This window comes from Paenibacillus sp. NPDC101420, assembly GCF_050277435.1.
Taxonomy (GTDB): domain Bacteria; phylum Bacillota; class Bacilli; order Paenibacillales; family Paenibacillaceae; genus Paenibacillus_AQ.
Window position 1 is genome coordinate 89,224 of record NZ_JBNNSE010000011.1, and the last position, 21,631, is coordinate 110,854.

Here is a 21,631-nt window from a genome sequence, read left to right on the forward strand (position 1 = left end):
TATACTCCTTCTAAGGCAATCTTAATAAAGATAAAATTTGAAGGAGCTTGATAACGTGGGGATGGTTTTAAGTAACGATCGGCTAACTGACGGAGTGTACCACCTTAAAGTTGAAACGAATAGCGGCGGTGAAATGGGTCAATTCTACATGTTACGGGCATGGGATGCTTATCCGATCCTTTCCAGACCGTTAAGTATACATGAAGTAAAAGAGGATAGTGTCGAATTTTTATATCACGTAGTGGGGGAAGGCACTGAGATATTTTCACGGTTGACTCCTGGTGACTTAGTGGAGCTTGAAGGGCCTTTTGGCACGGGATTCCCACAGGTCGAAGGCAAGGTTGCACTTATTGGTGGTGGAATTGGAATAGCGCCGCTATATTATTGTGCAAAGCAGCTGCCTGGTTGTGATATCTTTCTAGGTTTTAGTCGGGAAGCTTACCGGACAGAAGCTTTTCGTCCATTAGCAGCCGAGCTTACAATAGATGTAGGCGGATTTATTTTGGATCGTGTGGATTTTAGTCAATATGATCATGTTTTCGTTTGCGGCCCACATCCTATGCTTAAAGCTGCACAGCTTAAAGGCGTAGCGGCCGAAGAGGCGGGTAGCAATACAAAAGTTTATCTCTCTCTAGAGAATCGAATGGCTTGCGGCATTGGTGCCTGTCTTGTTTGTAGTGTTTCTTGTCGTGATGGTCAGCGAAAAGCCTGTGCAGACGGACCCGTGTTCCTTTCTGAGGAGGTGATTTTCCTTGACTAAGATGAGCACAACAATTGCAGGCGTTCATTTTAAGAATCCGATTGTAATGGCTTCAGGAACATTCGGCTTTGGTCGTGAATATGGAAAGCTGTATGATGTATCTTTGCTAGGTGGAATCTCAGGGAAAGGGCTCACCCTCCATCCAAAAGCAGGTAACCCTGGCACTCGAGTTTATGAGACAGCCTCTGGCATGCTGAATAGTGTAGGATTGGAGAATCCCGGTGTAGCTGCGTTCTTGGAAAAAGAATGCCCTTATTGGGAAACACTCGATACAGCCCGTTTGGTGAATCTTGGGGGCGGGACGCTTGAGGATTACGTACTTGGAGCAGAAATGATCCAGCGTGATGCAGATCTTCGATCAAGCGCAGGTAAACCAGCAGTTGATATGATTGAGTTGAATATTTCCTGTCCAAATGTAAAAGAAGGCGGAATTGCATTTGGAATCAAGACTTCAGAAGCGCAAAAAGTAGTACAAGCTGTTAGACGTGCCACTAGGCTACCACTTGCGGTAAAGCTGTCTCCAGGTGCTGAGAATATCGTTGAGATGGCGCAAATGTGTGAGGCAGAGGGAGCAGATGCTGTCTCGCTGATAAACACCATTTCAGGGATGAAAATTGATGTGCGACGGAGAAGTAGTGTATTTAATAACTTGTATGCCGGACTGTCCGGACCAGCGATTAAGCCAGTTGCTTTGCGCATGGTGCATCAAGTCGCACAGAACATATCTATTCCAGTAATCGGAATGGGGGGCATCACCACAGCTACTGATATTATTGAATTTATTATGGCAGGTGCTTCGGTAATCCAAGTAGGAACCTACAATTTCATGAATTTGAGAGCAGGTAGCCAGCTTGTTGAAGAGCTTGAGCAATTCATGGTTCAAGAGAATATTCAATCCTTGGATGAAATACGTGGCATTATATAAAGTGGAGTAGTGAGGAGATACTATTGACTTCTAACAAGATTAACCCCGAGGATATTGAGCTGACGGCGATGCCTGTCGGACGTGATCTTTTACTCGTAATTAGTGGGGGCGTTCGTCATATTGGAGCGGCAAGTACTGCGTATTTAAATGGAGAGCGGGTGGAAGTGCAGACCTCTGCGGTTCCTAATCATAAAGAGCATTCGATAAGCGAAGATATTGCCATTAGGGTAGCTGAGGCTTTAAACAGGACGGTCACAGTGGTTATGGGCATTCATTACGACGATCTCACGAAAGAAGGTATTAAAGAGGTCGTTGAGATCGTAAATAATAAAGTAATTCAATATTTAGCGCAACAAATGTGAAACGGGATTGGCAATTCTGCGTAAAAGATATCAAGTGAGTATTTAAATTATCTTTTGGAGGAATGAAACCATGTCTATATTTAAAAGATTGCGCGATTTAACAATGTCTAACGTGAATGCGATTATCGACAAAGCAGAAGACCCGATTAAGATGACCGATCAGTACATTCGTGATATGACCGAAGATTTGGAAGATGCAGAAAAAGCGGTAGCGGCTCAAATCGCTATTGAGAAAAAGTTCAAGCAGCTATATGAAGAGCAGGAAGCACTTGTTAACAAACGTACGCAACAGGCACATGCTGCAGCTCAAGCTGGTAATGTTGACCTCGCTCGCCGTGCTCTGGAAGAGAAGAAGGCTGCTGAAGCTAAACTGGTAGAATACAAAGCTAGCTTCGACCAGAACAAAGCATCAGCGGATAATCTTCGCGGCAAACTTGACGAGATGCGTAAGCAGCTCACTCAAATGAAGAACAAACGCGAAACCTTGGTTGCACGTTATAATGCTGCCAAAGCTCAAACTGAAATTAATAAAGCGATGAGCGGTTTCAGCTCTGATTCCGCATCTGCTGGCCTGAAACGTATGGAAGAAAAAATGCTGCAAGCAGAAGCTCAAGCCGAAGCTAGCAACGAGATGAGCTCGGGCAACAAATCACTTGATGATGAGTTCGAGAAGTTGAACAAAGATCAAGCAGTAGAAGATGAATTGGCTGCTCTGATGAAACAATACGAGAAGCAATAACATTTGATCTTAGCCGTTTCACGGCTGATGTTCACAGGCGAAGGGGAGACAGGAATATCGTTTCCTCTTCGCTTTATCTATGCTTATGACAGCATGCAAAATGAATAAGCGGGGGCTATTAGAATGGATTTCCATATCCTGGTGTCCATGGTCGTGTGGACAGTGAGCGGCGCGGTGTTGCTGTTTGTGCTGATGTTCGTAGATTCACTCTTCACTCGTTACAATGATTTAGAAGAGTTAAAGGCTGGAAATATGGCAGTTACTACACGTTTTGTAATGAAGCTATTGGCACAGGCGTTCATTTTATCATCATCGATAGCTGCTTCTAACAGCCTGCCAGATGCTTTGCTGATCTCGATTGTATCTTTTTTTCTTTTGCTTATATTGGAAAGAACGGTCCGTCTCCTCTTGGCTAAATGGGGGAGTCTGGATCTGGATCATGGTACACAGCTTGGCAAAATCGGGTACGGCTTATTATCAGGCTCACTGCAAATTACGGGAGCTTTAATTATTTCTGCATTTATGTAGGGGGAACGATCAAGTTGAGTATATGGAAACGTATAGGTAATCTTTTCTCCAAACCAGCGGCACAGGAAGTTCAGAAAAGTATGCTTAATTTGTCTCCTGGAGACATCTGTGAAGTATCGCTCGTTACCTACGAGGTTACCGGCAGGACCCATAATCGTGGACGAAATGCGGTAGTGCTGACATTAAGAGATGGTAGTCAAATTGCCTATTTGCATATTGAGGAGCGGGAACAGCTGCAATATGGTTTATATAAACCTATTGATGGGCGCTTAGATAATCCTGCTGAGGTTCCAACAACACTTGAACTGGACGATTATACATTTTTTCTGGAGGAAGAGTATGATGGATATGTTGCTGCCCTAGGCCAAACCCCTTTTATGAATGGTGGAGAGCAGCATGTATGGCAATATCAGTCAGATGATTCTCGGCTTCTGCGTGTAGAATGGCAACATGGACGGTTCATGCTGTATGAAGGGGAGAAAGTAATTCCTGGTGATGTGAAGGTAATTAGAGCATCCTAGACATGAATCGTAAGAGATGTGATCTTGAGATCGCATCTTTTTTTTGTAATTACGTAGATGAAATAGGTAAAGGATTTAATGTCGTTTCCACCATTCATTTTACTTCAGGATAGCTCATGTTAAAATAGTACCTATTGTACTACAAAAAACGGACGATTTAGAGCGGAGGTATGGTATGAAGGATCATAAATTTCAGCGCAGCGCGCTTCAAGTAAAAGAGGCACAGGCCAAAATAATCAAATTTGCGAATCCGCTAGAGTCACAGGAGGTCTCATTGAATGAGGTCTGTGGACGTTATTTGGCTGAGGAAGTGATTGCGCCACATTCTTTTCCCGCGTTTAACCGTTCTAGCATGGATGGATATGCAATTATTGCAGCAGATACAAGTCACTGTGTAAATGGACAAGTCGTATGGTTAGAAATGGTGGACAATATTCCATGTGGCGCTGTAGCATCGGTAGATATAACTTCGGGAACAGCCGCAAGGATAATGACTGGAGCACAAGTGCCGTTAGGGGCAGATACTGTAGTTATGCTAGAAGTAACAGAGACACGTGAGGAGGAAGGAAAGACTTACGTAGGTATTCGAAAGAAGCAGGAAGCGAAGTCTAATATCACACCGATGGGGCTGGAGTTAAGCTCTGGTGAGCTAGTGCTGCCAGCGGGGCGATTAATCTCTGCCGGGGATATAGCTGTTCTGGCAGCGTTTGGCATACATACAGTGAAAGTCTATCGTCGGCCTAAGGTAGCTATCTTTGCGACAGGCACAGAGCTGCTAGAGGTACATGAACCACTACAGCCTGGCAAAATTCGAAACAGCAACTCACCCATGCTCGAAGCTTTAGTCAAAGAGGCAGGTGGGGAGCCCGTGATGCTGGGATCTATTGTGGATGATCTGGAGCTGGCTCGAAGTAAAGTACAGATGGCGCTGGAAACCTATGATTTTGTAATCACTACGGGTGGAGTATCGGTAGGAGATTATGATATTATGGGCGATTTGGTTCGTGAACAGAGTGGAGATATGTTATTTAATAAAGTGACGATGCGTCCGGGGAGTGTAACCACTGCTGCTGTTAGAGGTGGTAAGCTGCTGTTAGCCCTATCAGGTAATCCAGGTGCTTGTTTCGTTGGTTTTCAATTGTTCGCACGTCCGGTTATCAGATTAATGCAGTGTGCGTCACAGCCGTTCTTACCAGAATGGAGCGCCACACTCGGTGCAGATTATAACAGAGTGAATGACTTTACCCGATTTGTTAGAGCGCGATTAGAGATCCGTGAAGGCAGCCTTTATGCCATTCCAGCAGCGATAGACGAATCTTCCGTGATGGTCACGATCAAGGATAGCGATTGTCTGATTGTTGTTCCACCAGGGGATCGAGGCTTATCTGCGGGTGCTAAAGTGACTATTATCAGGCTTCCGGGAGAAATACGGGGATAGGATAAAGGTAAAATGCTTTTTGACATTAACAATAGGACGGAAATAGCTAATTATCTAATATGCCAACGATATTATTTACAACATTTCAATATATGAAAAATTCACAATAGAAAAGCCGATAATTCAACATAATGCTAATCTGATCAGTCTTTCTAAACCATGTAAAAAGAGAGCCGGCCACACCTTTTCCATAAAAATCGGATAGGGTATGGCCGGCTTTTCGCAAAAAATTAACTATCCAAACGGCGTTCAATCGCCTCAGACATCGTTTTGTCCGTGAGATGAGCATAGATCTCGGTTGTTTCTGTCGAAGCATGCCCGAGCTGTTCTTTCGTTTTATAAATATCGTTTTGCAGATAATAGTCTGTTGCAAAAGAGTGACGAAGCTTATGTACCGTTAGATAGGGCTTACCAAAGCGTTTTGCATATTTAATAATCATTTCTTGAATGGCTCTTTTGGTCATGCGTTTGCCTTCTTGCCGTCCATTGGGCAAAGCGATAAATAAAGCTTTTTCCCTCTTCGGCGTTTTATAACGGGATTGACGTAGGCTTAAATAAAGAGCTAAATCCTCTTTAGCTTGTTCTCGAAAATAAACAGGGGTTTTGAAGGTTTCATCATTGTTCCCTTTTCGGGTGACATAGATCAGCTTGTTGTTAACATCCAGATCATCTACGTTTAGATTGACTACTTCGGATACACGAAGACCAGAATTCAGAATTAAGCTGGCAATACAAGCATCGCGTTCACGATTTAATTGAAAGGAGTAATAGGCCTGCTTGTTTCCTTCAACATCTCGTCCATATCCTTCGAAAATGTACCCCACAAATTCCAGCAGTTCCTCATCCTCTAGAATCTTGCCCTTTAATTTAGCAGCAGTATCCTTAGGTTTATGCGTTCGTTTAACTTCAACCTTAGCCATAATGTTTCGCTTAAGCAATGGATAGAAGTTCTCGTCCTCAGCGATTTGACTTAAATAATGAAATAAAGAGCGTAATGCGGACAGCTTACGGGACACGGTTACTCGTGTATTGGTTCCCTCAGCTCGGGTAGTGAGGTGTAGGCGGTATCCAACAATACTATCCATATGCAGGGTTTCTAATTCCAACAGAGTGATCTCTGTATTGGAGTTGGCCTGTGAGAGGCCTTCTGCACGCAGCCATCCAAAAAAGGACTCATAGTCCCGAATATACTCCAGCAGGGTGGATGGGGATAGATCAGGACGCTTATAATCAATAAACTGCTGAACGAACCAAGGCATGAGAGGTAGCTTTAGATCCAGTTTTTTACGGTCATCGTTCTTTTGAACGCTCATGTGATTCACCTTTTCCATAGTTTGCATATCATTTCTTCTTTCTATCTTATCATGTTTTGTCCTCCCATGGGCTTTGATCAAAGCTATTTACTAGTGATGAACTTGCTCCTGAAGTAACTAAGTTATATGATGTGTAGTAAACATAAATGGCAGAGGTGCACGAAATGGAACTTGGAATGGAGCTGGTTCCCAAAGAGCGGAAACAGACGATAAGCAAACTAATGCAGTACTATTTATATGATTTCACCCGTTATCTGGAGCTTGATGTAGATCAAGATGGAGTATATCCAGCTTATCCGGGATTAGAATCATTTTGGAGTAGTGGCAACAATAAATTTGCGTATTTGTTCAAAGTAGACGGGAATATTGCCGGATTTGCTTTGGTAGAACGGTTGTTGTATGATCCCGAAGGGCAATTTTACATGACTGAGTTTTTTGTGATGCAAAAATATCGCCGGAGCGGTGTGGGGACCTGGGCCGCGCATAAATTGTTTGATATGTATCCAGGCGACTGGAAGGTGTCACAGGTACGTGCGAATACGCCTGCCCGTAGTTTCTGGCATAGAGCGATTGGAGAGTACACAAATGGAGAATTTAAAGAGCGTTTTAATCCGCCTCAAGGAAATCCGAGTCAATACTTCAACACATTAACTAATAATAAGGTTAATGATTGTAAAGGTAACAGCGATGATGTAGTCATGAAAAATTAATGGTTATCTCACGATAATTAAGATAAACGCGGAAATAGTTTACATAATAATTATTATGTAAACTAACAATGAATAACCCAACAGCCTTAACAGGAATGTTGGGTTATTTTTGTTCATTTCACCCAAGCACAGAGTGGGATTTAGCATATCTTATGGTGTACTCAATTACAAAGGAGGAGTTAAAATGGGCGAATTCGCAGGAGGATATGGTGGATTTACTTCCACAGGAGCGATTCTGGTTCTGTTTATCCTGTTGGTTATCATCACTAAAACTCTTTGTCTGTAATCCTTTAACATCATGAAGTGTGGTTCCGCCAGTCTATAAGGACTGGCGGATTTTTCATGTTTGGATATGACAATAAGGGTTGGGTGGTTTGCCTGTGACTTACTATATAGAAAAGATCGTTATAAATTATATATATTTAACAGTGTTCAATGAATAAACGATGTTCAAATTATAAGGAGACGTCATGATGACTAAAGAACAACGGCAAATGCGTGAGCGTGAGGAAATGAAGAAAAGAATTTTAGAGGCTGCGGCCTTGTTGATTGCAGAGGAGGGGATTGAAAAGCTTTCTATTCGCAAAATTGCAGAGGAAATCGAGTATTCTCCGGGTATTATTTATCATTACTTTCAGGGTAAAGATGAAATTGTGGTGAGATATTTGCAACAGAAATATACAGATATGGTTGTCGGGCTTCAGTCCGTACAGCGCAAGGTGGAGCATGAACTGCCACCAGAGACACTTTTGAGACAATCGCTTGAGCAATGGATCAGGATGACCCTTACCACAAGTGTTGAGTACCGTAATGTTATGCTAAATGATACACCGGCTGTTCTTAGTTACACAGCAGTTCTATTCAAGGGAGCTGGTCAGGAGCGTAAAGCGATAGGTATGCTCTGTCAATGTCTATCTAGGTTCGAATCGAAAGAACAACATATGGAATCTTCGATAGAGCTCACTGCTCAAGTGATGTGGAGTGCTGCGTTCGGATTAATTATGCGTTTGATTGTAGAAAAGAATTTGCCAGAAGATCAGGTTGAAGCACTGATATCTTGTTATTTGGATTCTATGGTTTCAATAGCAACCAGGGAGATACGTGAGCCTTTAACATAGTAGGATGATCAGAGGGTGGAGGGAAGAATCAGAATGAAGACGATTATTATTTATACTTCTAAATATGGATGTACAGAGAAAGCTGCGTATTTATTGAAAAATCAATTGGATGATGAGACTGAAGTAGTTAATTTAATGCATGCTAAAGAGCCTACATTAGAACGGTACGATACTGTCATCTTAGGTGGGTCTATTTATTTTGGGAAAATACAAAAACAAATGACGGAGTTTACTTCAAAATATCAAAATGAACTAGCTAAAAAGCGCGTTGGATTGTTTATTTGTGCAGGAGCGAAGGGGGAGCAAGCCATACAAGAATTGAAATCTTCATTTCCAGAGAAGCTGTATAACCAATCAATTACAAAAGAAGTGTTCGGTGATGAGATTTACGAAGAGAAGATGACTGTATTAGATCGAGTGGTTCTTCGAGTGGTAAAAGGGAAGAATAAGAGTGTAAATGGATTATCCAAAGAGACGATAGAACGTTTCGCACTTGCGCTAAAGAAGCGGTGAACGAGTGTGGAAAATCGATTTCCTAAATTAGTTAACATATTCATTATTATGTTAACTAATTATTGTTTCAGATACCAATTATCATTAGTTAGGAGATGGGGGGCTTATAAAAAGTATTGATTTTTGATTTTATCGCTATTATTTTCCGCTAATTCATCATATGAAAAATTCACAATAGAAAAATCAAAATCCATTACTGTCTCACCCTATACACTACACATCAATAAACAATTCACCTCACCCTACAAACAAAACCCCTGAAAAAGGATATAACATCCCTTGATCCATTTATACAAGCTTTTTTTCAATGCAAATAGCTAGTTCTATAGCTTGTATCGCATTGTCTAACTCAATTATTGATGAACTACCCTCCACTAGACATTGGAGTGCATACTCCAAACTTTTTTCATAGGGATTAGCTGGTTCTAACAAAAGATCTTGTTTACCTACAGCGGTATATTCAATTAATGAGCTTTCAACAGCTCCATTCATGTTGTCACTCTCTTGAAAGACAAGCTTGCCTTGTTCAAAATATGCCTCATAGCCTACGGTAAAAGGATACGAAACCGGCATTTGTAAAGAAACAACGATCTCTGCGGATACATGAGGTTGCTGAAAAATTGCACGGACTAAGGCTTGATTACTTTTACCACCATCGGATCCCCAAACCGAGTGCGGCTCCATAGACCCCAGCATCCAGGTCACAAAATCCAATTCGTGAATCATCAGATTTGTAGCGATAGCGTGCAGACCGAGGTCACCCCACAAAGGAGGCGTCTCTCTTTTTAAGGTAAGAGATAAGAGTTTTCCGTATTTCTCATTATGATTCGCTTCGTAAAGATATTTGTACGCAGGATCGAATTTAATAAACTGGTTGACGAGAATTCGCGAATCATACAGTTGTTCAGCTTCCTTCATCGCAAGAGCATCTTCTAAGTTGTAGCAAACGGGTGTCTCACATAATACATGTTTCCCATGCTTAAGCGCATCGACTGCATACTGCCTATGTGAAAAAGAGGGCAAACAGATATCAATCACATTTATGGTGGAATCAAGCATAATATTGTCAATATTAGTAGTTATCTCAACGCCTAAAGATTGTTTTAGCTCCTGCAGCTTAGCTTCGTTCCGACCAAAGATAATTACTTTGTCTACTCGATCCATTGTCGTCCATAACTGCGCATGATAAGCTCCGAATCCAGTTCCCAATACGCCTATATTCATGTGTATCAGCTCCTTTAATGTAATGAACTAATCATAACCTTCTATTGTTGACAACAGCTTGGCAAGAATTATGATGTATACTATAAAAAAAGAAAAACTTGGAGGCTCCCCATGCGATTGCATCGTTTGATTGCAATTTTATTATTAGTGGAATCAAGAGGGAAGATGAAGGCCAATGACTTAGCTGAAGCCTTGGAAACCTCCGTACGTTCTATCTATAGAGACATTGATGTATTAGCTGAAGCAGGAATACCACTGTTATCCACGCCGGGACCGAATGGTGGCATCTCCTTGATGGAGGGGTATGCTGTTAACCTAAATCAGCTTCATGGGGAAGATGTAATCAATCTATTTCTAACAGGAATGGGGATTCATACTGGCGGACATACAGATTCCGGATTAAAGCTAAAGACAACTCTCTTGAAATTAGAAAAATCATTACCCGCTTCCTATCAAAATGATATCCAGAAGGCACAAAACCGTTTTTATTTTGATGATACACCTTGGTGGACAGAACGCTTAGAGATTCCATGTCTGGAATCGATTCGAACTGCTGTTTGGAGATCTCAGAAACTACAGATTGAGTACCACAAGATTAACGGAATCATCTCGAGCAGGAAATTACAGCCCTATGGTCTAGTTGTGAAAAAAGAAGAGTGGTATCTTATAGCCTACTGTGAAGAAATCGAACAAACCCGCACGTTTAAATGTGAGCGAATCGCCTCTACACAGCTTATAGATGAAGAGTATGCTATCCCTCAGGACTTTTCATTAGAAAGGCACTGGAAGCAACAGGAGAGGGGATTCAAGCAAGCTTGTAAAGAGGAAGAGATCTACCCAGTATTGATTAGAACGGATAAGAGCCGAGAGGCTTCTATACACGGGCTGGAGATCATGAACAGGGTAGAGGAAGGAGATCAAATAACCCTTACTGTAAATATGTATAGCTATGTTAGTGCATGTACGAATATTTGGGGAATACTTGGACAAGGCGAGATTGTGGAACCTTTGGAATTGAGACAATATGTGATAGTACAGGCGAATTTGCTACAGGAGGTTTACAATTAGCATGATTTTTTTGTGAAAAAGGGACCGTTTCGATTGCATGTTCTGCAATGAAACGGTCCCGCTCATTTGTGAATAGGCTTTATTCATTCAATAAGTTTACATAATAATTAATATGTTAACTAATTTGGGATTGCCCCATAATAACCTTTAGATTTAAAAAATTTAGCCATTTATGCGCTAGTCTCAACACCATGCGATAACTTCTCTCTGGCAGTAAGCCTCTTGTGCGCTACGAATAGAAAAGGAAGACCTATAGCCGTGGTTAAAGCGAGTGGCAGGAAGATCGTAAGGCCATTCTGAGCTCCATAATGATCCAGCAGCACTCCGCCGAAGATAGGCGCGATTACACTCCCCAAATTGTTAAAGCCAATCGTTCCAAAGTACGTACCCTTCATTTCTGGCTTCGCGATCCGATCAATTAACATATCCATCATCGTAAAGAGCAGTACTTCCCCTATCGTAAATAGTACGACACTAAACATTAGAAGGGCTACACCTTCAGCTAAACCTACTAAGAGAAGACTAATAGCAACGCAGATATTTCCGAGAATCAATGGAACAATCGGCGAGAATTTGCTTGCAGTACGTACGATAGGATACTGTACCACGAGCACTGTAATGGCATTGAGTGACAACATATAGGAGAATAATTGCCCACCATTTGTGAAATGGGTGTTCATTGCTAAATATTGCGCCATAGTTGAACCAAAATGTCCGTATCCAAGTACACAAAAGATTGTACCAAGTAGAACTGGCAAGAATACACGGTCTCTACCGGTTGTTGCCAAGGCTTCAAGTAAACGTGGTGGTTCAGCTTGCGTATGACTCTGCATGGTTGAACGATGCAATTTAAATTGGACGAATAATACAAGTCCATATGCAACATATACAACACCAGCGATCATAAAAGGAAACGTTGATTCGGCAGAACCGAGCTGTACTCCAATAATCGGACCAAAAACAACACCAAGGTTAATCGCAGCGTATCTAAGATTGAATACAAGCAGCTTACTTTCAGCAGGGGTAATGTCGGATAAAAGTGCCCGTGATGTGGGCTCAAACACGGATCTGCATAAACCGTTCAGGGTGTTGACCAGGAAGAATACCCACAGATGTTGTGCAACAGAGAATCCGAAGAATACTGCTGCCCAGCCAAACACGGAGATTAACATGACAATTTTGCGGCCTACAATATCCGAGATATATCCTCCGTAGAAGCTGGCCATTACGCCCGCCAGAGAGCTGACGGCTACCGTAATCCCCGTTTGTGTGGGGGTGGCTCCAAGGACTTGGGTTAAATAGATGGATAAGAACGGAATGCTCATTGAAGTTACCAAACGTCCGAACATCGTACCGACGATGATGGTCCAAGCTAGTGGGTGAATATGCCTAAGATGCTGGTTCATAATTGAAAAGGTCTCCTAATCTGATAGCTATAATTTAGTACTGCATATTCATTAACGATATATGTATAATTATAATGATAAAAGGGGGAAGTAAAAGTGTAAGAATTACTTACTGTGTTTCACCTTTAAAGGAGTGAACGATCGTGGACCATATTAGTAATCATTTTTTATGTTTAGCAATAGCCATCCCATCCTCAATAGATATAGGGGAAGCTAATCCTGTGACGATAGATAGACTAGCTTCGATTCTGTGCTGCACTCCGCGTAATGTAAAGTTTATTCTGCGAAAACTTGAAGAGCAGGGTTTTATACACTGGCAGCCTGGAAGAGGACGTGGAAATATCTCGCAGCTAACTTTTCTTCGAACGATTGAAGAGGTGCTGGAGGACAACTTTCAGGAACTGATTAATAAGGGGAAGATTAAGGAAGCTATAGAGTTATTAAGTCGTGGTCAGGTTAGCGACACATTAAAGGAACGGTTATTAATGGTGTTAAATAAGCAGATGGGCTTCCGTAGTGAAACGGAGTCGACATCAGGATTGGATGTCTTGCGAATTACACGAAACCGGCATATGGAAGTGCTGGATCCAGCTTATGTATATACCGCGTTTGAATCCTATTTACTCGGACAAATATATAGCACATTAGTTACCTATGATGCAGGAAGTGATACTTTTCTCCCTGGTCTGGCTCATATGTGGGAAGCCAATGAAGATTGTACAAGTTATATTTTTTATCTCCGTAAAGGTGTGCGATTCCATCACGGCAGGATAATGACCTCCAAAGACGTAAAAGAGACATTTCAACGCCTTATAGATTTGAACAGTCCAGCATTGAGCCTATACAAAGATATAGAACGAGTAGAGCCCGAAGGAGATCACAGGATCAGGTTTGAGCTATCTCGTCCCAATCTCTTTTTTCTACACATGTTCAGCTGTATTCATATGTCGATTCTTCCTCATGACGTAGATCTTGTTAATGAAGTGTGTGGAACAGGGCCCTATCGTTTACTAGATCTTAATGAAGATGTGCTAGTCCTCGCGGCATTTGACTATTATTACGGTATACGCCCGCTACTAGATCGTGTGGAAATCTGGTATTTGCCAGAACAAGCTTCAAATGAACGATTGTATGAACTTCCTGAATCTGCTCAGGAAGGTTTATTACCTAATATCATCTGTAACCACAGTATTGACTACCCTGCCTTGGGATGCCGATATCTCTTGTTCAATTTCCATAAAGACGGAATTCATCAACAGCAACTATTCCGGCTGGCTATACGAATCCTTTACAGCCGAGAAGCCTTAATTAAGGAGTTAGGAGGGAACCGTAGTACCCCTGCTGATAGCTTTTTACCTTGGGAGAGCAGTAAGAGAAGTATTATTGAGCCTACTCTGGAACATGCGAGAGAGCTTCTAGTGGCAAGTGGCTACCAGGGGGAGACCTTAAGATTAGCTACAAAAGATAAAAAAGAAGAGCGAGAAGAATCCCTGTGGCTTCAAGCACGAGCTGCTTCAGTAGGACTGCATATTGAGCTGTATTTATTCAACGAGTTTAACTCAGCAGATATAAAGAACACCTCCGAAATCCTCCTTGCTGAAGAGGTTCTTGAAGATGATTGGCAGTGGGGAATGGTTAACTACTTTAATAATAAACTTAATTATCTTTTTTCTCTGCTGAGAGATGAACAGATCTTGTTATTCTCAGATGTACTTACCGATTTCACGCAATCCCCAAAGGAAGAAAGAATAAAGTTGCTGGATCAGGCAGAAGGTGTGCTTAGGGACAACTATTGGGTGTTATATGGTTGTCATATGAATAAAAAAGCGCAGCTAAATCAAAGCTTGTTTGGACTTCACACCAGTTCATTCGGATTTCTGGATATCTCAAAACTGTGGATCAAAACTACTAGTCTTTAAGGAGAGTTACCTAAATATGCTTGTACAGGAATGTTTTCTTTTGCTATACTTTCCAGGGAGGCTGTATCGATAAATCATCGAATGGTGCTCTAATAGGTTTTAATAAATGAATAGTAATTAACATGTAGCCATGGAGGTGAACTCGTTGGATTTTGCTCAGATCCGTAAGGACCGAGACAAAAGAACGGTCGATACTTGACTCTTTTTTTGCCTTTCGGACCTGTTTAGCAGATAGCTAAAAGGTCTTTTTGTTTGTTTAAATTAAGGGAAAAGAAGGGGAGATTATTATGCGTTTTCTTATCGTGGGTGCAGGAGCTATAGGTGGATATTTCGGGGGACGTCTAGTTCAAAAAGGAGAAGATGTTACTTTTCTCGTCCGAAATGCCAAACAGATTCAGTTAGAAGCGGACGGTTTGATTGTAAAAAGTGTTCATGGGGATTTTCAGACTTCTGTACGAACGATTTCTAATAGGGAAGCAGTAGAGCCCTTCGACTGCATTATTATAGCGGTCAAGGCATACCATTTGCCTCAGGTGATGAATGACATTGAACCCTACGTTGGTGAACATACACTGATCCTCCCGCTCCTCAATGGTTACGATCAATTTAGCATTTTGCAGAAGCGTTTTGGCCCAGAACATGTACTGGGTGGTCTTTGTTATATAGAAACAACTCTAGATTCAGCAGGTACTATCGTTCAAAGCAGTTCGTTCCATAGTATTGTGTTGGGTGAATGGGCAGGTGGTGAGTCAGAACGAACACAGTTGCTGCTGAGTCATTTGGATCATGCTGGATTCACAGTGACATTAAGTTCTGACATTCAGCGCGAAGTGTGGCAGAAATATATATTTGTAGCTAGTCTAAGTGGGATTACCACTTTAATGGACAGCTCTGTTGGGCCTATTTTTGCTTCCCCAAAAGCACGTGCAATCTATGAGCAGCTTCTTCAAGAGATTGTTAGCTTGGCTCAAAATGCTGGAATGCCTGTGGGACCGGAAAATATAGCTTCCATGATGCAAAAGATGCTTTCTGTGTTACCTGAATTTACTTCATCCATGCATCGGGATATGCATAAGCAACTACCTGTAGAAGCGGACCATCTGCATGGGGCACTTCTGGCTATGGCTGTTCCGGGTCAAGGCGCGTATCCGGTTCTCGAAACCGTGTATGCCCGTTTGAAAGTATACGAAAGCGTTAATGATATGAAATGATCTACTTTAAATCACAATAAGGAGCTGGACAATTATGAAGGAAACGAATCAAAAGATCATGACTTTTCTAATGTTCGAAGGTAAGGCAGAAGAAGCTATGAATTTCTATACGTCCTTGTTTGATGATTCCGAAGTTATTAGCATTAAGCGATATGGAGCGAATGAAGCAGGACCTGAAGGGAGTGTAATGCAAGCTTCCTTTTCTATGCATGGACAAGTATTTATGTGTATAGATAGTTATGTTCAGCACGGGTTTACCTTTACTCCAGCGATATCCTTATATGTAAATTGTGAGAGTGAAGCTGAAATTGATCGGGTCTACGAATCATTAGCGCAAGGTGGACAGGTCCTAATGCCTCTTGGAAGCTATCCGTTTAGTCCGAAATTTGGCTGGGTAGCGGATAGATTTGGCGTGACTTGGCAATTAAATTTTTCGGGGAATGCATAACGATTGAAGTGTTGCGCGGTCAAATCTTTTAGGGTTTGACCCGACATACTTTCCAAGTGAAAAAGTAGGTTTTCTACGATTAAAGTTGATAGCCCACTCTCCATTTTTAATCCGCAAAAAGGTCAAAAGAGCAGCAATTCTCCCGTCACTGGAGAATTACTGCTCTTTGTTTATGGTCATAGCAAGTGAAAGTCAACCGACCTTAAGCGTCACTTTTTCCATGCTGTCAAAAGAAAATAAAGTATTAGACTCCAAAAATAAAATTGTAGACTGGCATGGCGATTAGCAAACGGCTGAGCAGCGAGGCTGTAGCTCGAGCTCCTGATTCTTTTGGATGCATTGGGGTGGACAGCCGGGTGAGATTATATTCTCAAACAGAACCGTAGCAAGGATACGCTCGTCCGACTAGTTGAGGTCTTAAAAGAGTAACCGGCTACATCACAAAGAAGGTTGGTCGAGCTAATCGGTGTATCCCAGGGACGAGTGAGTCAGTTAATTCAAAAATTGAAAGAGTCAGCCCGCGGATTTGGAGAGTAGTTGGTACTGCTATGGGAATGAAGTAGGCGCTTCTGGACTACTGCCGGGAGCGCCTTTTTTCGTGTTTTGATGATAATACACAGAAGAAGAGTTATATGCTTTTAGAAAGGGCTGGGTTAATCAGTAGCTTGGAAGAAGGGAGAATTGGAAATGAAGCATTGGGCTTTGTGATATAATATGGTAAAATATTCAACTCTACTGAGACTATCGCACATGTAGCGTCATCTTTCAGAGAGATTATCTCTCAAATAACCGTTGTTTGCGGAATACCTGGATTTGAAGAAATCCCAAGAGGAGGAAAACAGAAATGAAGAAGAAGGTTGTTACGACTTTATGCGGTACCATGATACTTTTAGTGGGCATGGGCACAGGTGCTTTCGCGAGCTCGCAGCTCCAAGAAATTAAAGCGTTGTTAAACGGAGATTTAAAAATCAGAGTGAACGGGGAGATTACCCCTCTCAAAGATGGCAATGGCAAAGCGGTACTTCCAATTACTTATAAAGGAACTACTTATCTTCCGGTACGATCTGTTTCTGAGCTTCTGGATGTTCCGGTGAATTATGACGGGACAGCCAAAGAGGTGATTATTGGCGAACAGCAGGCAGGCGTTCCCGTGAAGCAGGAGGATTTTAACACGAGTCTGTATACCAAGGACCCTGCACTGACCAAATACGGCGGCAAAAATTATAAGGAAGTTCTGTACAGCGCACCTAATTCAAATATTAAATATACCGCGCTCAGCCCTAACGGCAAATATCAGAAGCTTGTTCTACAATTCGCTTCAGTCGGCAAGGAAGTGGAATCTCTTGAAATTAGGGATAATGACAAGAATGTGCTCCTTAAAAAAGTAGAGAAGATTTCACCAAATAGTGATCTCCTGACGATTGAGGTAGATATTTCTGGAGTAAAGACCATCGCAATAAATGTGACACAAGCTGTTGACGGCGGGTTCATTATTCCGCTAGATACTTCAATATACAAGTAAGATTAAGCAGCGAAGCCCACAATGCCCGAATAGGCGTAGTGGGCTTATTTTCACGTGAGGTTACATTGGATTTTTTCTCGTTCTTTTGCTATAAAGAGATTTAAATCCATCTTTCGTTATATGTGGACATGCTTAGAGGGTATGTGTCGACTCGAAAAATAAAGTTGTAGACTGGCATGGCGATTAGCAAACGGCTGAGCAGCGCGCCTGCAACTCGTGCTCATGGTTCTTTCGGATGCAACGGGACGGGCCGCGATCGGTATGCCGACGACAAGAATGTGTTCGCCGGTAGCCATTTAAAGGGACGTTACTCAGTCTACTAATTTATTTTCTTCGAACACATGCCGCGAAGCAGAAATCGCCGGAAGCTCCGATTGTTCTTTAGTTGTCCAAACATACTCTCTAGTTCTATCATTCGACGTACGGACAAAGCATAGTCTTCCTCGCTTCGCAGGATTTCCTGAGCTTGGTATACTGAATGTTCAAAAGAAACCTCTTCTTTGAAATAGTTGTGTGGTAACTCCATTTTACCAAAAGAGAGTTTTTTTTTGCGTTTTTTTAAATATTGTAGTCCATTTCCCGCCTACACAGCGGAGAGAACGGACTGATTGTGGAAAAGCGATAGCGGTCGCCTTTGTTTCCGGATTTTATCCGCTAAGGAAAATTGAAAAAAATCTGGACACAACAGCGATTGGAACAATGGACTGTTCGCGGAGCGTCCTTATGGAGCGCAACCGTCTATCCGACTCCAAAAACAAGGGATCTCCTAAGCATCCGTTTCATGGCTTTTGGGACAGCCCCTTAGAAGAAAGGATTTAATTACATTGCTGAACAACAGTTGTGCCCTCATTAGTAATCGTGACAGTTGAATAACCAGATAGATACTCTGTATAACCGCATACCGTTTCTTGGGTGGATTGTCCTTTTGCGTTAGTATACTTAAGGTATATAGAACCTTCACCACTTAAGCTCAATGTAGGTTTGAACTTTTTTGTTTCACCTTTCTTGATGGGATCTGTAAATAATTCCTTAGAATCCATATGGATTAAACCTATTTCAATAGAGCTAATTTCATCATCCGACTGATTATCAACAGTGAGTAAGAAATTCTTAAATGGAGTTAGGATATTTGATATCGTACCGATCCCGAAAGCTATCACAATACCTAATGAAAATATAGCAATACCTATAAAAAATCGTCTCTTCATCATTTAGTCCCCCTATGTAAGTAAGACAGGGTTCACTCGATAAATGTTACGGTATATAAGAATTAATTATAACTATTCATTAACAAGTGAAATTGGAAGAGTTGTGCTACCCTTAATGTATGCCAAAATTTATATGAAAAGGGGTTTTGTTTTGACAAAATCTACGATTCTTTCATCAGAAGGAATAACGATTCGTCATTTTGAACAAGGGGACATGCCATTACTGGGTGAGTTATATAACTCGGTTACTTCGCGGGGAAATGCTGTTTTTTGGTGGGTTGGCGATAAGGAAAACTGGGAGAATGTGTACTGCGCCTTTGAAAATGGAAAAATGGTTGCCAAAGGTCAAGTAGAGATCATAAATATTGTGCCGCCTGGGCGTTCAAAGGAAAGCAGACATTCGATCTATTTGAATTTGAAAACAATACCTGATCGAGAAGAAGACTACGATTTATTAGAGAGCATGTATCAAACGCTCCTCTTGAGAGCACTTGAATTGAAGGAAACTTTATCAACAGCGTACAAAACGACACTATGTGTCGGGAATAACGCATCAGAGATCGCAAATACGCAATTTTTTGAAAAAGAAAAGGGCTTCTGTCAATTCAATAGCTTATTTAAAATGAATCATACTCTTGATCATTCCTACACCGTACCTGAACTGAAAAAGGAATTTGAATTTGCAACTTGGATGATGGAGACGCCACAAGAAGAAGATCTTTATTTAGAATTGGAAGCAGAGGTTTGGCCAGAAACCCCACTCGGGAAAGAACGGCTATCTCAGTTTAAGCAAAATCCGCTTTGGAACTCTATGGTTGTTCGAGAAGGGGAGAGGGTTGTAGGCAGCTTGATGGTATGGCAGGAAGAGAAAAGTGGGTATATTGAAAATGTTTTTGTACTAGAGCCGTGGAGAAGATTTGGGATTGCTACGTACATGCTTTCTCAAGCGTTAAACTATTTCAGAACACATGGACTTGAAGAAGCCTATTTAATGGTGTTAACAGATAATGATTCTGCATTGCATCTTTATGAATCTGTCGGATTCAGTTTATCGAGTGAGGAAAGACGGTATCGTATAGAACTCCTATAGTTTTTGAAGTGGAGGATTACTAAGCAAAGTGTGATTCAGTTTCATCGAGGTTCGATGACAGGATTGCACTTTTTTAGTAATCCGTTCGCCTTGTAATAAATGATGACAGGAAATCCTCTGAACAATTTTGTTCAGTTACTGTTAGTTACTTGTTTACCCTCGCATTTCTTACACACGTTAACCTTTTCGCCAGAAAGTCCTTTTCCGATGTACAACAGCTTAATACGAGTGCTGCCGCAGATCAGACATGTTCCTCTGCTTCGGGATGGCATACGCCAGAGTGCTTTGCCGCGCTTGTTTTTGGACATAAATAGCCCACCTTTGCGATTGATACCCTATCTTATGAGCGAGGGAACCTTAAAGTTCGGAGAATGAAGCTTATAAATTCCTTTGTGATTGCAGACAAAATTAAGGATAAAAAGGGCAAAAAACGCCCTAAAAAAACAGCGCATAACTTAAATTATACGCTGTTTTAGTTTTAAGGCATTTTTTTGAGGAGAGATCGCCACTTGGACGAGCAAAAAGGTGGGGTTTTAAGGATTTTTTTATAAATAACGGATGTCGATATTTCTAAATTTTCCTACTGACATTTTCGGCATTCTGAATTGCAATGAGCCTTGTTTATAAGTGCCTCTGCTCTGATCCGGATTGACTGGAACGGGGAGTGGGATGATCTCGCTATGATCTTTTCCGAGACCGCTTAATTTGATTTGTGTTCGGTTGATTTGTGCCCAAATACTTTCGGGGTGAATTCCACTTGGAATACGAATTTTCGTGATCAAATAATTATGTGTGTCCAGATGCTCAAATTGCAGACTTGAGGTTTCGTCCGTCAATGAGGAAGAGGTGGCCGCGGTAGCTTCTCTGATTATTTTTTCAACATAGCCATCGATCTGGCTTGGATCCAGCTTCCATTGCTCTTCAAGCGACTTTAGGGATAACTTTTTCTTAAAAAAGGGATCTTCGTTCATCCAATCTAAAGGGTTCGATTTATTGGGGCTCATGAATGCTGAACCTCCTTCATTTTTTTATCCATTGTATGGGCGTATGACTTATTCAGTGACATCTGGGCGGATATCTACATAGAATAGGTTATCATTCCGAAGGGAGGAGTGGTTTGGTGGTTTCAATCATCGGCAACATTAAAATTAACAGCGTAGGCCCCAGTTCCACAGTCTTAGTAGGAAATACGGCATCCGTTATCTTGAGCAGTAACTCCAAAATCTATGCCGGTGCCAACTCCTTCTCCATAGGTGACTCCATAGGTACAAACATTACGAATAATGCAGCCAGCAGTACGAACACGATGGATTCAGATGTGGTGGATCAAGTATCGCCTCCTTAAGGATGGGTTTACATGAATATTACGGTGTATCAGTGCATCTCGGTCAATAATCTAAAAATTGGTATAATCTCAAATTCATCGGTTCTTCAGATCGGCACTTCCGGCCGAATTAATGCCTTGTCTCATAGTTATCAGTCTATTGACGTTCCAGACTCTCCTCCTGCTTTATCATCAGCGAAAAGTGATTCACCGCTTGTTTGCTTGCCTACACCAACTGAACTATATACACGCTAGAATTAGGCTTGTATCCCTCGCATACAATA

Annotated in this window: 25 protein-coding genes and 1 pseudogene; 19 read left to right on the plus strand and 7 right to left on the minus strand. The window is 41.7% G+C overall.

What is annotated here, in order from left to right:
* The first annotated feature begins 55 nt into the window (after positions 1 to 55).
* The 7 genes from ACQKMP_RS28900 (at position 56) to ACQKMP_RS28930 (ending at position 5,273) form a co-directional block, all read left to right on the plus strand.
* Positions 56 to 760 (plus strand): dihydroorotate dehydrogenase electron transfer subunit, encoded by a 705-nt coding sequence (locus tag ACQKMP_RS28900; RefSeq protein ID WP_427472300.1) that lies wholly within the window; start codon positions 56 to 58, stop codon positions 758 to 760.
* Positions 753 to 1,685, plus strand: a complete 933-nt coding sequence (locus ACQKMP_RS28905) for a dihydroorotate dehydrogenase (protein ID WP_427472302.1) — start codon at positions 753 to 755, stop codon at positions 1,683 to 1,685. The genes ACQKMP_RS28900 and ACQKMP_RS28905 overlap by 8 nt, the downstream gene beginning before the upstream one ends.
* Before the next feature lie 23 nt (positions 1,686 to 1,708).
* Positions 1,709 to 2,047 (plus strand): hypothetical protein, encoded by a 339-nt coding sequence (locus ACQKMP_RS28910; RefSeq protein WP_427472304.1) that lies wholly within the window; start codon positions 1,709 to 1,711, stop codon positions 2,045 to 2,047.
* 70 nt (positions 2,048 to 2,117) lie between these two features.
* Positions 2,118 to 2,786, plus strand: coding sequence for a PspA/IM30 family protein (locus tag ACQKMP_RS28915; RefSeq protein ID WP_042188756.1), 669 nt, complete (start codon positions 2,118 to 2,120; stop codon positions 2,784 to 2,786).
* Between the two features lie 123 nt (positions 2,787 to 2,909).
* Positions 2,910 to 3,314 carry a DUF350 domain-containing protein gene (locus tag ACQKMP_RS28920; RefSeq protein ID WP_042188754.1) on the plus strand — a complete coding sequence of 135 codons (405 nt, stop codon included), beginning with the start codon at positions 2,910 to 2,912 and terminating at the stop codon, positions 3,312 to 3,314.
* A gap of 14 nt (positions 3,315 to 3,328) precedes the next feature.
* Positions 3,329 to 3,835, plus strand: a complete 507-nt coding sequence (locus tag ACQKMP_RS28925) for a DUF4178 domain-containing protein (protein WP_149647342.1) — start codon at positions 3,329 to 3,331, stop codon at positions 3,833 to 3,835.
* Positions 3,836 to 4,010: 175 nt separating this feature from the next.
* The gene (locus ACQKMP_RS28930; RefSeq protein ID WP_427472306.1) at positions 4,011 to 5,273 is read left to right on the plus strand and encodes a molybdopterin molybdotransferase MoeA; all 1,263 of its coding nucleotides are present in this window, start codon (positions 4,011 to 4,013) and stop codon (positions 5,271 to 5,273) included.
* A gap of 230 nt (positions 5,274 to 5,503) precedes the next feature.
* Here ACQKMP_RS28930 and xerS read toward each other — a convergent pair whose 3' ends face one another.
* Complete coding sequence (gene xerS / locus ACQKMP_RS28935) at positions 5,504 to 6,586, minus strand: tyrosine recombinase XerS (protein WP_339796103.1); 1,083 nt, start codon at positions 6,584 to 6,586, stop codon at positions 5,504 to 5,506.
* Between the two features lie 164 nt (positions 6,587 to 6,750).
* Here xerS and ACQKMP_RS28940 point away from each other — a divergent pair, with 164 nt between their 5' ends.
* The 4 genes from ACQKMP_RS28940 (at position 6,751) to ACQKMP_RS28955 (ending at position 8,927) form a co-directional block, all read left to right on the plus strand.
* Positions 6,751 to 7,296 carry a GNAT family N-acetyltransferase gene (locus tag ACQKMP_RS28940; protein ID WP_427472308.1) on the plus strand — a complete coding sequence of 182 codons (546 nt, stop codon included), beginning with the start codon at positions 6,751 to 6,753 and terminating at the stop codon, positions 7,294 to 7,296.
* Positions 7,297 to 7,480: 184 nt separating this feature from the next.
* Positions 7,481 to 7,582, plus strand: coding sequence for a sporulation protein YjcZ (locus ACQKMP_RS28945; protein WP_197069683.1), 102 nt, complete (start codon positions 7,481 to 7,483; stop codon positions 7,580 to 7,582).
* A 184-nt stretch (positions 7,583 to 7,766) separates the two neighbouring features.
* Positions 7,767 to 8,414: a TetR/AcrR family transcriptional regulator gene (locus ACQKMP_RS28950; RefSeq protein WP_427472310.1), complete on the plus strand. Its 648-nt coding sequence runs from the start codon at positions 7,767 to 7,769 to the stop codon at positions 8,412 to 8,414.
* A gap of 33 nt (positions 8,415 to 8,447) precedes the next feature.
* On the plus strand, positions 8,448 to 8,927 hold the full coding sequence (locus tag ACQKMP_RS28955; RefSeq protein WP_427472312.1) for a flavodoxin domain-containing protein: 480 nt from the start codon (positions 8,448 to 8,450) through the stop codon (positions 8,925 to 8,927).
* Positions 8,928 to 9,215: 288 nt separating this feature from the next.
* Here the strand turns inward: ACQKMP_RS28955 and ACQKMP_RS28960 are convergent, their stop codons facing one another.
* Complete coding sequence (locus ACQKMP_RS28960) at positions 9,216 to 10,151, minus strand: Gfo/Idh/MocA family protein (RefSeq protein ID WP_427472314.1); 936 nt, start codon at positions 10,149 to 10,151, stop codon at positions 9,216 to 9,218.
* Between the two features lie 111 nt (positions 10,152 to 10,262).
* Here ACQKMP_RS28960 and ACQKMP_RS28965 point away from each other — a divergent pair, with 111 nt between their 5' ends.
* Positions 10,263 to 11,219 carry a helix-turn-helix transcriptional regulator gene (locus tag ACQKMP_RS28965; RefSeq protein ID WP_427472316.1) on the plus strand — a complete coding sequence of 319 codons (957 nt, stop codon included), beginning with the start codon at positions 10,263 to 10,265 and terminating at the stop codon, positions 11,217 to 11,219.
* A gap of 170 nt (positions 11,220 to 11,389) precedes the next feature.
* Here ACQKMP_RS28965 and ACQKMP_RS28970 read toward each other — a convergent pair whose 3' ends face one another.
* The gene (locus tag ACQKMP_RS28970; RefSeq protein WP_427472318.1) at positions 11,390 to 12,625 is read right to left on the minus strand and encodes an MDR family MFS transporter; all 1,236 of its coding nucleotides are present in this window, start codon (positions 12,623 to 12,625) and stop codon (positions 11,390 to 11,392) included.
* Between the two features lie 143 nt (positions 12,626 to 12,768).
* Between ACQKMP_RS28970 and ACQKMP_RS28975 the strand changes: the two genes are divergently transcribed.
* The 4 genes from ACQKMP_RS28975 (at position 12,769) to ACQKMP_RS28990 (ending at position 17,725) form a co-directional block, all read left to right on the plus strand.
* On the plus strand, positions 12,769 to 14,544 hold the full coding sequence (locus tag ACQKMP_RS28975; RefSeq protein WP_427472319.1) for an ABC transporter substrate-binding protein: 1,776 nt from the start codon (positions 12,769 to 12,771) through the stop codon (positions 14,542 to 14,544).
* A gap of 287 nt (positions 14,545 to 14,831) precedes the next feature.
* The gene (locus tag ACQKMP_RS28980) at positions 14,832 to 15,755 is read left to right on the plus strand and encodes a ketopantoate reductase family protein (RefSeq protein WP_427472321.1); all 924 of its coding nucleotides are present in this window, start codon (positions 14,832 to 14,834) and stop codon (positions 15,753 to 15,755) included.
* Between the two features lie 34 nt (positions 15,756 to 15,789).
* Entirely contained in the window at positions 15,790 to 16,203 is a 414-nt protein-coding gene (locus ACQKMP_RS28985; protein WP_042188733.1) for a VOC family protein, read from the plus strand.
* An 844-nt stretch (positions 16,204 to 17,047) separates the two neighbouring features.
* The gene (locus tag ACQKMP_RS28990; RefSeq protein ID WP_427472323.1) at positions 17,048 to 17,725 is read left to right on the plus strand and encodes a stalk domain-containing protein; all 678 of its coding nucleotides are present in this window, start codon (positions 17,048 to 17,050) and stop codon (positions 17,723 to 17,725) included.
* A 340-nt stretch (positions 17,726 to 18,065) separates the two neighbouring features.
* Here the strand turns inward: ACQKMP_RS28990 and ACQKMP_RS28995 are convergent.
* Both ACQKMP_RS28995 and ACQKMP_RS29000 read right to left on the minus strand, forming a co-directional pair.
* Positions 18,066 to 18,251: pseudogene (locus tag ACQKMP_RS28995) on the minus strand (transposase); the annotation flags it as partial.
* Positions 18,252 to 18,540: 289 nt separating this feature from the next.
* Positions 18,541 to 18,936 carry a hypothetical protein gene (locus ACQKMP_RS29000; RefSeq protein WP_339796074.1) on the minus strand — a complete coding sequence of 132 codons (396 nt, stop codon included), beginning with the start codon at positions 18,934 to 18,936 and terminating at the stop codon, positions 18,541 to 18,543.
* A gap of 148 nt (positions 18,937 to 19,084) precedes the next feature.
* Here ACQKMP_RS29000 and ACQKMP_RS29005 point away from each other — a divergent pair, with 148 nt between their 5' ends.
* Entirely contained in the window at positions 19,085 to 20,023 is a 939-nt protein-coding gene (locus ACQKMP_RS29005) for a GNAT family N-acetyltransferase (RefSeq protein WP_427472325.1), read from the plus strand.
* 131 nt (positions 20,024 to 20,154) lie between these two features.
* Here ACQKMP_RS29005 and ACQKMP_RS29010 read toward each other — a convergent pair whose 3' ends face one another.
* Both ACQKMP_RS29010 and ACQKMP_RS29015 read right to left on the minus strand, forming a co-directional pair.
* Positions 20,155 to 20,331, minus strand: coding sequence for a hypothetical protein (locus ACQKMP_RS29010; protein ID WP_339241515.1), 177 nt, complete (start codon positions 20,329 to 20,331; stop codon positions 20,155 to 20,157).
* A gap of 237 nt (positions 20,332 to 20,568) precedes the next feature.
* Complete coding sequence (locus ACQKMP_RS29015) at positions 20,569 to 21,027, minus strand: Hsp20/alpha crystallin family protein (protein WP_339241513.1); 459 nt, start codon at positions 21,025 to 21,027, stop codon at positions 20,569 to 20,571.
* Positions 21,028 to 21,143: 116 nt separating this feature from the next.
* On the opposite strand from ACQKMP_RS29015, the gene ACQKMP_RS29020 reads away from it, so the two are divergent.
* Both ACQKMP_RS29020 and ACQKMP_RS29025 read left to right on the plus strand, forming a co-directional pair.
* Complete coding sequence (locus tag ACQKMP_RS29020) at positions 21,144 to 21,368, plus strand: spore germination protein (RefSeq protein ID WP_036687577.1); 225 nt, start codon at positions 21,144 to 21,146, stop codon at positions 21,366 to 21,368.
* A gap of 12 nt (positions 21,369 to 21,380) precedes the next feature.
* On the plus strand, positions 21,381 to 21,602 hold the full coding sequence (locus ACQKMP_RS29025) for a spore germination protein GerPB (RefSeq protein WP_081951137.1): 222 nt from the start codon (positions 21,381 to 21,383) through the stop codon (positions 21,600 to 21,602).
* Positions 21,603 to 21,631: the final 29 nt, after the last annotated feature.

What these genes read in the sequence shown, in the direction of transcription:
- ACQKMP_RS29000 (WP_339796074.1), bottom strand. Translation starts at nt 18,936, where the DNA reads ATGATGAAGAGACGATTTTTTATAGGTATTGCTATATTTTCATTAGGT.
- ACQKMP_RS28915 (WP_042188756.1), top strand. Translation starts at nt 2,118, where the DNA reads ATGTCTATATTTAAAAGATTGCGCGATTTAACAATGTCTAACGTGAAT.
- ACQKMP_RS28930 (WP_427472306.1), top strand. Translation starts at nt 4,011, where the DNA reads ATGAAGGATCATAAATTTCAGCGCAGCGCGCTTCAAGTAAAAGAGGCA.
- ACQKMP_RS28945 (WP_197069683.1), top strand. Translation starts at nt 7,481, where the DNA reads ATGGGCGAATTCGCAGGAGGATATGGTGGATTTACTTCCACAGGAGCG.
- ACQKMP_RS28940 (WP_427472308.1), top strand. Translation starts at nt 6,751, where the DNA reads ATGGAACTTGGAATGGAGCTGGTTCCCAAAGAGCGGAAACAGACGATA.
- ACQKMP_RS28920 (WP_042188754.1), top strand. Translation starts at nt 2,910, where the DNA reads ATGGATTTCCATATCCTGGTGTCCATGGTCGTGTGGACAGTGAGCGGC.
- ACQKMP_RS28950 (WP_427472310.1), top strand. Translation starts at nt 7,767, where the DNA reads ATGATGACTAAAGAACAACGGCAAATGCGTGAGCGTGAGGAAATGAAG.
- ACQKMP_RS29025 (WP_081951137.1), top strand. Translation starts at nt 21,381, where the DNA reads ATGAATATTACGGTGTATCAGTGCATCTCGGTCAATAATCTAAAAATT.
- ACQKMP_RS28970 (WP_427472318.1), bottom strand. Translation starts at nt 12,625, where the DNA reads ATGAACCAGCATCTTAGGCATATTCACCCACTAGCTTGGACCATCATC.
- ACQKMP_RS28955 (WP_427472312.1), top strand. Translation starts at nt 8,448, where the DNA reads ATGAAGACGATTATTATTTATACTTCTAAATATGGATGTACAGAGAAA.
- ACQKMP_RS29015 (WP_339241513.1), bottom strand. Translation starts at nt 21,027, where the DNA reads ATGAGCCCCAATAAATCGAACCCTTTAGATTGGATGAACGAAGATCCC.
- ACQKMP_RS28990 (WP_427472323.1), top strand. Translation starts at nt 17,048, where the DNA reads ATGAAGAAGAAGGTTGTTACGACTTTATGCGGTACCATGATACTTTTA.
- ACQKMP_RS28980 (WP_427472321.1), top strand. Translation starts at nt 14,832, where the DNA reads ATGCGTTTTCTTATCGTGGGTGCAGGAGCTATAGGTGGATATTTCGGG.
- ACQKMP_RS29010 (WP_339241515.1), bottom strand. Translation starts at nt 20,331, where the DNA reads ATGTCCAAAAACAAGCGCGGCAAAGCACTCTGGCGTATGCCATCCCGA.
- xerS (WP_339796103.1), bottom strand. Translation starts at nt 6,586, where the DNA reads ATGAGCGTTCAAAAGAACGATGACCGTAAAAAACTGGATCTAAAGCTA.
- ACQKMP_RS28960 (WP_427472314.1), bottom strand. Translation starts at nt 10,151, where the DNA reads ATGAATATAGGCGTATTGGGAACTGGATTCGGAGCTTATCATGCGCAG.
- ACQKMP_RS28985 (WP_042188733.1), top strand. Translation starts at nt 15,790, where the DNA reads ATGAAGGAAACGAATCAAAAGATCATGACTTTTCTAATGTTCGAAGGT.
- ACQKMP_RS28965 (WP_427472316.1), top strand. Translation starts at nt 10,263, where the DNA reads ATGCGATTGCATCGTTTGATTGCAATTTTATTATTAGTGGAATCAAGA.